The organism is Halomonas colorata, from assembly GCF_014897985.1.
Taxonomy (GTDB): domain Bacteria; phylum Pseudomonadota; class Gammaproteobacteria; order Pseudomonadales; family Halomonadaceae; genus Vreelandella; species Vreelandella colorata.
The window spans coordinates 36,321-49,397 of the sequence record NZ_JABUZA010000035.1 but is presented as its reverse complement, the minus strand read 5'-3'; the positions used below and the strand labels follow the sequence as shown (position 1 = coordinate 49,397).

At 53.7% G+C, this 13,077-nt stretch carries 11 protein-coding genes and 2 tRNA genes; 7 read left to right on the top strand and 6 right to left on the bottom strand.

Annotated features, from left to right (window positions below; translation table 11 throughout):
• Positions 1-2 precede the first annotated feature (2 nt).
• The 3 genes from INT33_RS15720 to INT33_RS15710 form a co-directional block, all read right to left on the bottom strand.
• A tRNA-Asp gene (locus INT33_RS15720) sits at positions 3-76 on the bottom strand.
• Positions 77-136: 60 nt separating this feature from the next.
• Positions 137-212: transfer RNA gene (locus tag INT33_RS15715), tRNA-Val, on the bottom strand.
• Between the two features lie 88 nt (positions 213-300).
• Positions 301-1,011 (bottom strand): alpha/beta fold hydrolase, encoded by a 711-nt coding sequence (locus INT33_RS15710; RefSeq protein ID WP_193092353.1) that lies wholly within the window; start codon positions 1,009-1,011, stop codon positions 301-303.
• 314 nt (positions 1,012-1,325) lie between these two features.
• On the opposite strand from INT33_RS15710, the gene INT33_RS15705 reads away from it, so the two are divergent.
• The 4 genes from INT33_RS15705 (at position 1,326) to fnr (ending at position 6,204) form a co-directional block, all read left to right on the top strand.
• Positions 1,326-3,131, top strand: a complete 1,806-nt coding sequence (locus tag INT33_RS15705) for a heavy metal translocating P-type ATPase metal-binding domain-containing protein (RefSeq protein ID WP_193092351.1) — start codon at positions 1,326-1,328, stop codon at positions 3,129-3,131.
• Positions 3,128-3,883 (top strand): sulfite exporter TauE/SafE family protein, encoded by a 756-nt coding sequence (locus INT33_RS15700; RefSeq protein ID WP_193092350.1) that lies wholly within the window; start codon positions 3,128-3,130, stop codon positions 3,881-3,883. Before INT33_RS15705 ends, INT33_RS15700 begins: the two co-directional genes overlap by 4 nt.
• Positions 3,884-3,961: 78 nt before the next feature.
• Positions 3,962-5,389, top strand: coding sequence for an oxygen-independent coproporphyrinogen III oxidase (hemN, locus tag INT33_RS15695; RefSeq protein ID WP_193092349.1), 1,428 nt, complete (start codon positions 3,962-3,964; stop codon positions 5,387-5,389).
• Positions 5,390-5,451: 62 nt separating this feature from the next.
• On the top strand, positions 5,452-6,204 hold the full coding sequence (gene fnr / locus INT33_RS15690) for a fumarate/nitrate reduction transcriptional regulator Fnr (protein WP_192539155.1): 753 nt from the start codon (positions 5,452-5,454) through the stop codon (positions 6,202-6,204).
• Here the strand turns inward: fnr and ttcA are convergent.
• From ttcA to INT33_RS15675, 3 genes are all read right to left on the bottom strand, one after another.
• Entirely contained in the window at positions 6,191-7,102 is a 912-nt protein-coding gene (gene ttcA / locus INT33_RS15685; RefSeq protein ID WP_193092348.1) for a tRNA 2-thiocytidine(32) synthetase TtcA, read from the bottom strand. The two genes, fnr and ttcA, sit on opposite strands and share 14 nt — an antisense overlap.
• 108 nt (positions 7,103-7,210) lie before the next feature.
• Positions 7,211-7,864, bottom strand: a complete 654-nt coding sequence (locus INT33_RS15680) for a 3'-5' exonuclease family protein (RefSeq protein WP_318782775.1) — start codon at positions 7,862-7,864, stop codon at positions 7,211-7,213.
• Positions 7,861-9,672 carry a DUF294 nucleotidyltransferase-like domain-containing protein gene (locus tag INT33_RS15675; protein WP_193092347.1) on the bottom strand — a complete coding sequence of 604 codons (1,812 nt, stop codon included), beginning with the start codon at positions 9,670-9,672 and terminating at the stop codon, positions 7,861-7,863. The genes INT33_RS15680 and INT33_RS15675 overlap by 4 nt, the downstream gene beginning before the upstream one ends.
• Before the next feature lie 683 nt (positions 9,673-10,355).
• Between INT33_RS15675 and INT33_RS15670 the strand changes: the two genes are divergently transcribed.
• The 3 genes from INT33_RS15670 (at position 10,356) to INT33_RS15660 (ending at position 13,029) form a co-directional block, all read left to right on the top strand.
• Positions 10,356-10,616, top strand: a complete 261-nt coding sequence (locus INT33_RS15670; protein ID WP_018916307.1) for a DUF4212 domain-containing protein — start codon at positions 10,356-10,358, stop codon at positions 10,614-10,616.
• 6 nt (positions 10,617-10,622) lie between these two features.
• Entirely contained in the window at positions 10,623-12,404 is a 1,782-nt protein-coding gene (locus INT33_RS15665; RefSeq protein WP_193092346.1) for a sodium:solute symporter family protein, read from the top strand.
• Positions 12,405-12,507: 103 nt separating this feature from the next.
• Positions 12,508-13,029: a hypothetical protein gene (locus tag INT33_RS15660; protein WP_193092345.1), complete on the top strand. Its 522-nt coding sequence runs from the start codon at positions 12,508-12,510 to the stop codon at positions 13,027-13,029.
• Positions 13,030-13,077: the final 48 nt, after the last annotated feature.

Genomic DNA, 13,077 nt, shown 5'->3' with positions numbered 1-13,077 from the left:
GGCGGACCGGACGAGACTCGAACTCGCGACCTCCGGCGTGACAGGCCGGCATTCTAACCAACTGAACTACCGGTCCGCTGTTGCATCATGCTGATGTTACTTTGGTACTGCTTTACGTTTCCAGGCCATCTTTCGATGGTGGGTGGTACTGGGTTCGAACCAGTGACCCCCAGCTTGTAAGGCTGGTGCTCTCCCAACTGAGCTAACCACCCGCTGGTCACGTGGCGCTGCATTCTACAGAAGCCTACCTGAATGTCAACACGTTATGTTTAAACTTTGTGATTTAAACCAGCGCGTTGCTCACATTCCCGAAGGCGTTCCATGAGCGCGGACGAAGGATGCCGCAAGTGTGGCCGCTTCGTCAATCAAAAACTCATGTTTTAATCCAGATGCACGGCGCGGCTTGAAATCATGATCGCCATCGGTAAGCCATTCAAGCTGGGTTTGCGCCGTTAACGAGTAGCCTGAGACCTCCTCGCGCGTACCAAAAGGGTCACGCTCGCCCTGCAAAATTAGCAGTGGGCAATGAATATCCGCCCAGTGGCTCAAACGCAGCTTGCCAGGCGCTTTAGGCGGATGAAACGGGTAACCCGCCACAATCACTCCAGGGCAAACTTGCTGGCTTGCGGACTCCGTACTTGTGGACCCTGAACTTGCAAACGCCGTACTTGCAAATGCCGTACTTGCAAACATAGTCGCAATACGTCCGCCCATTGATTTTCCGCCCACCCATAGCGGCTGGTCAGCCAATGGCCCAAGCAGCTTGTACCAGGCCGCAAAATGCTCAAGCGTTTTTGTCACAGGCGGCGGCGGGCGGCGCTTGCCCTGCGCCATCATTTGCTGCATGTACGGAAAATCAATCGCGAAGACCTGAATGCCCTGGGCGGCAAGCGCATTGATCATATGCTGCATAAATCCCGATTGATGCCCTGCGCCAGCACCATGCGCCCATAAAAGCCGCCCGATATGCGCCTGCCCGGTGACGGAAAGTGGCCCAAACCCCTCAACCATAAAACAAGACGCTTCCTCCCGCGCCAGCGCAGCAGGCAACTGGTCAAGTTGAATAGGAACATAGTCTGCGTAAGCGTTCGGCACGACCGCTCTCTCCTTCACGTTAGGGTTGGTGCAAAAAAATCATCAAGCGATAGGCAGGCATGACGACGAAACTCGCGCCCTTCCCATCAATGCTGCTAACCTTTTCACACGTTAGCTATTAGGGCCTGTGGATAGATTGCCCATCGGTTAAGCAGCGCTCATTGTAAGGAAACATAATTGCTGGATAACGCGTTAACGATGCGCTTAGCTCAAGAGCCGTCAGCCAAGTCATGACAGCGCCTGCGGCCCCCTCTTGCTACCATTGCGGCAGCCACGTACCCGCCGATGCGCCTTGGCAAATTGTGCTGGATGAAACGGGGCACCCTTTATGCTGCCCAGGCTGCGAAGCCGTGGCGCACGCCATTGTACAGGGTGGCCTGGAAAGCTATTACCGCCAGCGTACCGACCTGCCCGGCAAACCCGTTAATGAGGCGCTTAACAGCGATGCCTGGGCGCACTTTGATAGCCCTGAACGTCAGGCAACGTTTGTGACGTCAGAAAGTGATACTGAGCAGCTAAGCGCGACCCTCGCGGTCGAAGGCATTACCTGCAACGCCTGTGCCTGGCTTATCGAGCATCGCCTAAATGCCCTTGAGGGTATCACCGCAAGCGCGGTGGATTTATCCCATCATCGCCTGCGCGTTAGTTGGCACGCCAACCAGCTTAAACTCTCTCAACTACTGGCCGAGCTTGCCACTATCGGCTACAGCGCTCTGCCGTTTGAGCCCGACCCCACCCAAGAGCACCTGCGGCATAAAAAGCGTGTAAATGCTTGGCGGCTGGGAATCTCGGGGGCAAACCTTATCGGCATCACTCTGCTAGCGTTTTTTTTAAACGGTGCAGCATTAGAAAACGTTAACCCGCATGCTTATACGCTGTTTCACTGGCTGCCCCTTGGTCTAGCCACCGCCTTGATGCTATTCGCCACACCGCCTTTTTTCAGGCGTGCGCTTGTCGATATACGGCGCGGCCTGCTCGGCCCGGCGGTGCCTATCAGTTTAGCCTTGAGCATCGCTTACCTGGCCAGCGGCTACGCAACGCTGCTTCATACTGGGGAGCACTACGCAGGTTTTATTACCCTGCTGACAACGCTCTTGCTGCTGGGCGGCTACGTTAAATCATCCCTAGGCCTGGGGCATGTTCAAAATACGCTCAAAGACGCCCTTCCTGCGTCGGCCACTCGGCTTTACCACGATGGCTGCGAGAAAATCCTGCCAATAGGGGAACTCGCTCCAGGCGATCACGTTGTAGTTAAACCGGGTCAGCGACTTCCTGCTGACGGCACGATTGAGCAAGGGACATCGAGCCTGGATGAATCGGTATTGAGCGGCGAGCAGCTTCCCATAACGCGCCAAGTAGGCGATCACGTGCTGGCTGGCTGTCGAAACCTGGAAAATTCGCTGGTCATCAAGGCAATCCTGGTAGGCGCTGATACTCGCACCGCGCATATTAGCGCCCAGGTTAAAGCTGCCTGGGGCGAGCAATCCTTGGCGGCGATCAACGCGCAAAACATGCACCGCTGGGTGAGTCGTTTACTCATAGCGAGCTTAAGCGTTACAGCTATTGGCGGATGGCTTGGGAAAGCCGAGGTGCTGGATACCCTGCTCTCTATGCTGGTAGTGAGTAGTTTCTGTGCGTTGGCGATGGCGCATCCTGCGATCTTAGTAGCCAGCTACCAGCAGTTGCGCAAGCGCGGCGTGGTAATACAGACGCCTTCCGCTCTGATGACATTGTCGCAAACAGCGCATGTCTGTGAGTCTTTAGCTTCCCACCCTGACGTGGTCATTTTTAGCCCTCGCAAGGCCTGTGCCGGCGAGACTCTTGCCATTGCCCGCGCCATGCAGCGCTGCATACGCCAAACCAGCGGCTTGGCCGTAGGCATAAGCCTGATATTATTTACCCTGGCAGCGCTGGTGGGCTTTTTATCTCCGCTGGGAGCCGTCTTGGGTGTTGTGATTAGCGTTCTCGCTGTCGTCGCCAATACGCTATGTTTTTCGCGCAGCCTTTCTCTTTCAGCCGCAAAAGGCATGTTATGAACCCGACCGGGCTTGATTTTCCACCGCTTATCGCCGCGTTTGTGTTTGGTTTGATGGGCGGCGCGCACTGCATTGGTATGTGCGGGGGAATCATGAGCGCGTTGACCTTTGCCGTACCGCCCAGCATGCGCCGCCCAGCACGTATGGGCGGCCTGCTGTTGAGCTACAACCTGGGCCGCATTACAAGCTATATGGCTGCAGGCGCCTTAGTGGCCGCTCTCGGCACGCTGATTTCGCTTTCTCCTTTAGCCCGGCAGGTATTGCAGGGGCTGGCGGCGTTAATGCTGATTTTAATGGCGCTTTACATCGCCAACTGGTGGAAGGGACTTTTGCGTGTTGAAGCCGTAGGAAAGCATTTATGGCGCTACCTTGAACCCGTTGGGCGGCGCTTGATGCCGGTAGTCCATTTTCCCCAAGCGTTTGCGCTAGGCGCTATATGGGGTTGGCTGCCGTGTGGGTTAGTTTACTCAATGCTAGCGTGGAGCCTGGCAATCGCCCAGCCACTTCAAGGTGCGCTGTTGATGGGGGCCTTTGGTCTGGGCACCCTGCCCGCGCTACTGGCCACTGGGCTAGCGGCTCACAAACTTAGCCACCTTATCCGCCACCCGGCGACCCGAACCCTAGCAGCGCTGACCATTATTACCTTTGCCTTATGGCAGCTATGGACGCTCAATGCTCACCTAGGTGGTCACGACCACGCGCCCTCACACTCCGACTCCCAACCTCATTCCCACTCGCACACCAATCATTGACGTAGCTCAACACTTTCTGGCAGTAACGACGGTAAGCTATAGGTAGAGTTTTATTTCTAAGCTACCGGAGGCGTTTCCATGTCCGTTCATGCCACTGCGGCCTCCCTGCCCGTTACACCTGCCGGATTGCCTAGCGCCCATTGGGATGAAGCGTTACTACGCCGCTATGATAAAAGCGGCCCTCGATACACGTCCTATCCAACCGCGCTGGCTTTTCATGAAGGTTTTACAGCGGATAACGTGATTCAAGCGCTTGAGCAGAGCAACGCCAGCCGGCGGCCACTTTCACTGTACGTTCATGTGCCGTTTTGTCGCAAAATTTGCTTTTACTGCGCATGCAATAAAATCGCCACTAAAAACACCGCGCTGGCAGAGCCTTACCTTTCGCGCCTGGACCGTGAAATGGTCCTCACCGCGCGCCACCTGGATACTTCACGACCCGTTAAACAGCTGCACTGGGGTGGCGGAACGCCGACGTTTCTTTCGCTGGCACAGATGGGCGATCTGATCGACCGCCTGGATGCCCGGTTCGGGCTTTCAAACGCCCCTGACCGCGATTATGCAATCGAAATTGATCCGCGTGAGGCCGATGTCTTTACCCTGCGCCATTTGCAGTCATTGGGCTTTAACCGCCTAAGCCTGGGCGTGCAGGATCTGGATCCGCGCGTTCAAAAAGCGATCAATCGTCACCAGCCGCGCGTACTTACCGAAACGCTGATGGATGAAGCGCACCGCTTGGGGTTTCGTTCGCTCAATCTCGACTTAATCTATGGCCTGCCCTTTCAGACCGAAAAGAGTTTTGCCGAGACGTTAGCGCAAGTGATTGAGCTGAGTCCGGCGCGCTTATCGGTGTTTAACTACGCGCATCTACCCACGAGGTTTAAGCCCCAGCGGCGCATTAATGTTGACGACCTGCCGGGCGCTGATGAAAAGCTTTCGATCTTGCGTACCACCATCGAGATGCTAACGGCCGCTGGTTACGTGCATATCGGCATGGATCATTTTGCCAAGCCTGAAGACAGCCTGGCGCTTGCCCAGGCCAACGGGACGCTGCAGCGTAATTTCCAAGGCTATTCAAGCCATGCTAAATGCGATTTGATTGGGCTCGGGGTATCGGCTATTTCACATATAGGCGATAGCTACGCGCAAAACCCAGTCGACTTAGCCAGCTATGAAAACGCCTTGGACCAAGGTCGACTAGCGACCGTGAAAGGCCTAAGATTAAGTAAGGATGATCTAATAAGGGCCGATGTTATCGAACGCTTAATGTGCGATATGCGCCTGGATTTAGCCGCCATTAGCCAACGCTGGCAGATTGATGCTGCCGATTATTTTTCACTTGCGTTAGAACAGCTACACCCTGCTGAGCAGGATGGGTTAATCATCCGCCAGGGTGATACGCTTAACGCAACGCCAATGGGTCGTTTGCTGGTTCGTCAATTAGCCATGGCGTTTGATGCCTGTTTGCCAGAGCAGTCAGGCCAGCGCTATTCGAAAATGGTCTAGCGGGCTGAGCGCGCGTAGCCAACACCCTTTGAGCAAAAAAGACGGAACCTGGGAGAGACTCAATGCCACCACCTGCAAGCCAACGACGTGCGCTTCTGCAAGAGGCACGTTGCCAGACCTGCAGCCTAAGCTCGCTGTGTCTGCCGCTCGCGCTTGAGCTTGAAGATATGGGGCAGTTTGACGCCATTATCCGGCGCCGGGCTCCGCTTAAAAAAGGCGAGCCGCTTTTTCGCCAAGGTGACCGCTTTACCAGTGTCTACGCGGTACGCTCGGGCAGCTTGAAGCAGGTGACCAGCGAGGGTAACGGTAACGACCAGCTTACCAATTTCTTTCTGCCAAGCGAGCTGGTAGGCCTGGACGGCATCGATGAAGAGCACTATCCCGGCAGCGTGATTGCGCTGGAAACCACGACCATTTGCGAGATCCCGTTTGATCGTCTGGATTCACTTTCCGAGGAACTCCCTGAGCTGCGCGGCCAGCTGTATCGCAGTATGAGTAAGGAGCTTCGCGATGACCGGCGCATGATGCGGCTTTTATCGCGCAAGACCGCCGACCAACGGCTGGCAAGCTTCTTACTGACGCTGTCGGAACGCTTTCGACGTCGGGGCTACTCGCCTTACAGCTTTCGGCTATCCATGGCCCGGGCCGACATAGGCAACTATCTGGGATTGGCCGTCGAGACAGTCAGCCGTATTTTAAGCCGCTTTCAGCAGCACAAAGTGGTGGCCGTCTCTGGGCGAGAGGTCAATATCCTCGATATGCAGCGCTTGATTACGCTTAGCGAAGAGGATGATCAAACGATCAATTCACATTAAACGTTTGAATGCGGCTAGCCATTAGCGCCTCCTGCTTGGCTTCAAGCCCTTGGAAATCAAATAACTCACGGTCGGCCAGCTGTGAAGGGGCAACGTTGGTGACCGCCTTGAACATGCTTTCCAGGCGGCCGGGGTGCTTCTTGTCCCACTCGGCAAGCATTTCCTTGACGACCTGACGTTGCATATTGGGCTGCGAACCACACAGGTTGCAGGGAATGATGGGAAATGCCATCAGTCGGGAAAACTCCGCAATATCGGCTTCTTTGCAGTAGGCCAACGGACGAATCACGATATTTTTACCGTCATCGGAGAGCAGTTTGGGCGGCATCGACTTCAATGTGCCGCCAAAAAACATATTCAGAAATAACGTTTCCAGAATATCTTCACGGTGATGGCCCAGCGCAATTTTATTCGCCCCAATCTCTTCAGCAAACCCGTAAAGCGATCCGCGCCGTAAGCGTGAACACAGCGCGCAGGTCGTCTTGCCTTCGGGGGTTTTCTCCTTCACCACCGAGTACGTGTCGCGCTCCAATATGTGGTATTCCACGCCGAGCTTATCCAGATAGCGTGGCAACACATGCTCAGGGAAACCGGGCTGCTTTTGGTCCATATTGACCGCCACCAGCGAGAAATTTACCGGCGCATTGCGCTGCAGGCTGCGCAGAATTTCCAGCATGGTGTAGCTGTCTTTACCACCTGACAGGCAGACCATCACGCGGTCACCCTCATTAATCATTTGGTAATCAATGATGGCATTACCCACTTCACGCCGCAGCCGCTTTTGCAACTTATTGAATTCACGCTTTTGTTTGGCGTCATCAGGCTCGGGCTGGCCCGATAGGTCGCACGCCTGCGCAGCGGTCGACGTGGCGGGGTCAAAATGATCGAGGTGTTGCATGATATAAGCACTGCCAATGGTAGAAGGAGCAGCGGCTATTCTAACAAGACTCCCGCCCTTCGCCCAACTGGCAAAATCACGTTATCTGCATACTAGAAGCTGACCAGATTACGTCATATCACGCTGTAAGCGCATATACAGCAGAGCGCTGGCGGTGGCTTTGCCCAATAAACCGCTTGTCGAGGTAGCAGGAACTTGCCAACATGCTAGCGCTTCGGAAAACTGGCTAGGTGACTCGACCAGCGGATGTAGGCGACGCAGCTGACGCTGATGCAGTTTGGCCACATCAATCTGAGCATTGGGCAGCCCAAACCCCAGGTGGATTCTAAATGCGCTGTTAAGGGCGGCCAACTGCTGATCCAGCTGCCAGCCAATCAGCGGCCGATTGCCAATAAATTCGGCCAGCGCGCGTAGCGTATCGGTACTTGGCGATAATGCCGTCTCGGTATTATAAAGCTTTCGATGACGACGCAGCGTCGTCTTGTCAGCGGCCTGCAGGTCGGCAAGCGTTGCCACCCAGGCGCTGCTGGTATGAATTTGTTGTTGATTCAATACCACAGCGGCAAAGCTTAAAACGGGGGTTTCTCCTGGCGTCACCTGACAGGCCAACGCCACCAGCTCTTCACCCATATAGGGTTGGAATAACCAGGCGTAGGGAGAGTTGGCATAGCGGCGACGTTCACGTTCACGCTTGAATAACGCCCGCAACGAGCGCCCCACCAGCGTGAGGTATTTGTCGATTCCCTGCATAGCGCGGCTCATGAGTACTCTAAGTGGTAACGGTGGGAGAGGCGCTGTTTGAAATCTTTAACGATATGCAGCGACTCACGCAACACATCTCTTTCCAGCGATGATAGCTCTTGCACCACAACGCGGTTGGAGTGGCCGCTAACCTTCTGCTCACTAAGCTGCTGCTTGAGACGCAGCTCGGTAAATAGCGCCAGCGCTTCGCCCAGGTCATCGGCCACCCGGTGTTCAAGGCGGCCATCATCAGCCAGCGCCTCCAGCCGCCCCTGGGTCGAGGTCACATTAATACGTCGTTCCAGCGCCATGGTGCGCACACCATGTACAATCGGAAAGATGCCGCCTTTCTTGATATCGATGCCGTGCTGAGGCTTTTTAAGTGAGCCAAACAGAGTCAGGGGCGTTGCAAAGCGCAGCGCCGGCCGAGCAAAGTAGGACAGCAGAATCTCATCTCCCGCACAGCGTTCAAACAAGGTCTCGCGCACGCTTTCCAGCAAGCGTGGATTTCCCGCGACCGAATGGGCATCCAGCATAATGGCAAGCTTCATCAGGCTATCGCCATCGCGCTCGCGCGCCCATTTGGCGATACGTTTTTTCCATTGTGAGACGCTGGCAACCCACTGCGGATTAGATACCATAATATTGCCGGGGCAAGGCGGGTAGCCCAACGTTATCAGGGTATCGGTAAGGCGCTGCATATCACCTGCCACACCGGGCCACTGGGCATCGTCATCTAAAATCAGTCCGTTATCCTGATCCGTTTTAAGAATCTGCTCCCCGCGCCCTTCACTGCCCATCACCATTAGGCAGCTGTCGTGATGGTGCTGCTCATTAATGATAAATTCCCAGGCCTTGCTCATTATCCGGCCATTAAGCGCTGCCAGAAGATCCATCGCAAAACGCAGCTTGACACCTTGCGCCATTAGCGCCCGAACCAGCTCTGGAGTGCGTTGGCTTGCCATCGACAACGACTGTAAATCGTTGGCCTGCTCCACCTGTAGGCTCACCACGTAGCTTCGGCTGGAGAAAAAGCTCAGGACATCGGTGATTTCAACCACGCCCTTGAGCACCGACTGCTCCATCACGACAACCCGGGTAACTTTATGCCGGGTCATTAACACCAATGCTTCAAAGAGATACTGTTCAGGGGTCACCGTCACCAATGAAAAGTGGGCAATCTGATCCAATGACGTTGCCTGCGTGCAGCCTTTTAGCACTAGCGCATTGAGCAAGTCGGTTTTGGTAACCATGCCCAGTTTGTCTTGAGTTTTGACCAGCAGGCTATCGGCATGGCTGTCATTGAGCTTTTTTACCGCCCCGGCGATATCGGTTGAGGCATCCATCAATAGGGGCTCACGCATACACTCACCGACCTTGGCTAACATGAAGCCCGCCATGGTCACGCCTCCGTCGGCGCGCTTTTCGGTTAATAGGCGTGCCTTATGGGCAAGCGACTGCCTAAAGAACTGCTCAAAGGATGGGTACTGCCGACACAGCTGCATAAACAGAGCGCTGGGCATGAGATAACACAAGCATTCATGTTCGGCCTGGAAGCGATAGCGGCTTTTTCCATTTAAAATACTGATGGCGCCGAATAGATCACCTGCCGTGTAGTGCCCAATAACGGTGCTGGCAGCGGGTAAGGTGGGGTCAATCTCAGCGACGTCACCTCTATGTACCAGAAATACGTACTCGCCCGTAGCGCCCATTTCTAAAATAATTTCATCACGATCAAAATAAGCAAGATCCATACCTCGGCGAACGAAGTCACGCCCTTCATCATCGAGTAGCGTAAACGGCAGTTGGGACAGCTCAACATCAACCATCAGGCCTGACCTCACACAACAAAAGCTCATACAGCAAGCTGGCAGAAGTACACCAACGATGATGGCATTGAGATAGCCATTGCAGCAGGCAACCTCAAAACCCGTATGTCGCTTGTTATTATTAGACGGTGAACATAAATACCGTACTCAGCAAACAGCTTTATAAAAACATGCTACTTAGTGGTTAAAACCACCCTTTCGCTATATACCTTTAGCTATTATTCCAACGTCGACTCGACGTTGGTTCTAACGACTAAAGTAGTGCTTTTTTAAGCATATAACTATCAATATCAAACCATCTATTCAAAGTAGCAAACATTATCTTTTAGCCAAACACTAGACCATTGTCCAAGGACAGAGTAGCTTACCGCCAAAGCATCATAAAAATTTTTATTTTCATCGACTTAAAAACTAGGAAACCACCTTAAAAGCAGTAGTGATACCAAAGTCTGGGATTTATTTTTTAGCGATTATTGTCCAGTATTAACCATGTATCATTCAGGGTAATTGCATATGGCTAATTAAAACTTACCCAAACACTAAGAGATCAACTAGCTTAAACAGCAACAGACTAAAAATGACAACTAAGAAGCAAGTGATTTTGGTGTGCCATTACCCTGATGCGCCAAACGCTATTCCTAGTGAACTTTCCAATCCTTAAAAAACAAGTGGAGAGCAACACAATGGCAGACGACAAATCTAATGCTGCTGAATACTGGAAAGCCAACGTCCGCTTAATCTTCGGGTGCCTGATTGTTTGGGCATTCGTTTCTTATGGATGTGCAATTCTGTTTCGTCCTTTGTTGGCGGGCATTCCAGTCGGGGGGACAGACCTGGGCTTCTGGTTTGCTCAGCAAGGCTCCATTCTTACCTTCATTGTGCTTATCTTCTTCTATGCCTGGAGAATGAATAAGCTCGATAAAAAATATGGTCTTGAGGAGTAAGCCAGTATGAGCCAGTTTGCAATTAACTTACTGTTCGTTGGCGCCTCCTTCGCCCTGTATATCGGTATCGCGATTTGGGCGCGTGCGGGATCCACGAAGGACTTCTACGTTGCCGGTGGCGGCGTTCATCCGATTACCAACGGCATGGCAACAGCCGCAGACTGGATGTCGGCAGCCTCGTTTATTTCCATGGCGGGTCTTCTGGCCTCCGGTGGCTATGCTAACTCCACGTTCCTGATGGGCTGGACCGGCGGCTACGTTATTCTAGCCATGTTGCTGGCCCCGTATCTGCGTAAGTTTGGCAAGTTCACCGTGCCTGACTTTATTGGCGACCGCTTCTACAGCAATACCGCCCGTTTAGTCGCCATTGTGTGCTTAATTGTAGCGTCAGTGACTTACGTTATCGGTCAAATGACCGGTGCGGGCGTTGCCTTCTCGCGCTTTTTGGAAGTCAGCAACACCTGGGGCATCTGGCTCGCCGCGCTGATCGTTTTCCTGTATGCCGTTTTCGGCGGCATGAAAGGGATCACTTACACTCAGGTCGCTCAGTACATCGTTCTGATCGTGGCCTACACCATTCCTGCGGTGTTTATTGCCTTCCAGCTTACCGGCAACCCAGTCCCCATGTTCGGCATGTTCAGCACACATACCGAATCGGGTATTCCCCTACTGCAGAAGCTCGATGACGTGGTAAGCGCACTAGGCTTTCAGGACTACACCGCCGATGTAGACAATAAACTGAATATGGTGCTGTTCACGCTTTCACTGATGGTAGGTACCGCAGGCCTTCCTCACGTTATTATCCGCTTCTTCACCGTACCCAAGGTAGCTGATGCACGCTGGTCAGCAGGCTGGGCGCTGGTATTTATCGCCCTGCTCTACCTGACGGCGCCGGCGGTGGGCTCCATGGCACGCCTTAACCTGATGACCACGGTTTACCCTGAAATGGCTGGTCAGGTTGAAAACTATGACGAAGCCGCACAAAATCCCATTCTCTACGAAGAGCGTCCGGAGTGGTTCCGCACCTGGGAAGATACTGGGCTAATCACCTTCAATGATGTTAACAACGATGGTCGTATTCAGTTCTATAACGATGCAACTGATTACACTGATCGTGGCTGGGAAGGCAACGAGCTGACGGTTAACAACGATATTCTGGTACTTGCTAACCCGGAAATCGCTAACCTGCCAGGCTGGGTCATCGGTTTAATCGCGGCTGGCGGTATTGCTGCGGCCCTTTCAACGGCGGCTGGTCTTCTGCTCGCGATCTCCTCGGCAATCAGTCATGACTTGATCAAGACCATGATCAATCCGAAGATTTCCGAAAAAGGAGAGATGCTCGCAGCCCGGATCTCCATGGGTGGCGCCATCCTGCTGGCCACTTACCTGGGCTTGAACCCACCCGGTTTTGCGGCTCAAACGGTAGCATTGGCCTTCGGTATTGCCGGTGCCTCGCTGTTCCCGGCGTTGATGATGGGTATTTTCTCGACCCGCATGAACAACATGGGCGCGATTGCCGGTATGCTGGCAGGCCTGATCTGTACGCTGCTGTATATCTTCACCTATCTGGGCTGGTTCTTTATCCCAGGCACCAACACGTTGGCCAATACTCCGGATAACTGGATTCTGGGGATCTCACCACTCTCCTTCGGTGCGGTAGGTGCGATGATCAACTTCGCAGTTGCCTTTGCAGTCTCCAGCGTGACAGCCGCACCGCCGCGGGAAATTCAGGAGCTGGTGGAAAGCGTTCGCTATCCAAAAGGTGCTGGTGCAGCGGTCGATCATTAAGCCATAATCATTTCCTCGGCTTGTCGCAACAGACTGCTTTGGAATCAAAAGTGACCATCGGGCCTCCTAAGGGAGGCCCGATGACTTTCAGAAAGGATATTTTATGATATGGCACTTGATCGCCGCAGTATTTGCCGGGCTTGCCGCCGCCGGCATTGGGCTGATCCTTAGAACTCTTAGCCGCAAACGGCTACCCAAATGGATTGTGCCGGTATGCGGTGGACTAGGCATGCTGGGCTATCAAATCCAGGTGGAGTATTCATGGTTTGAACACAAGCAGGCACAGCTGCCTGACACCGCCATTGTCATTTCAAGCGATACTTCAAGCGCCGTATGGCGTCCCTGGACGTTTGCTTTTCCCATGACCACCAAGTTTAGCGTTGTCGATAGCGACAATATCGTTGCCCGTGAGATTGATGAAACGCCGGTGGTGGAATTTATTCTGTATCAGTTCGAGCGCCACCATACCGATATCCTCATCACCCAACCCTACATTCTAAACTGCGACAGCCGCGAGCTGATACCACTAAATAACGCCACCGGAGAAGCACAGCTGAGCGAGCTTCGCCGACTGCGCGAAACATCGCCGCTATTAACCACCGTGTGCGGACTCGCTAGCGCCTAAGCGAGACGTAAGTGTTCGTCTTCGCCTAGAATGAGGCTCTTTGTACGC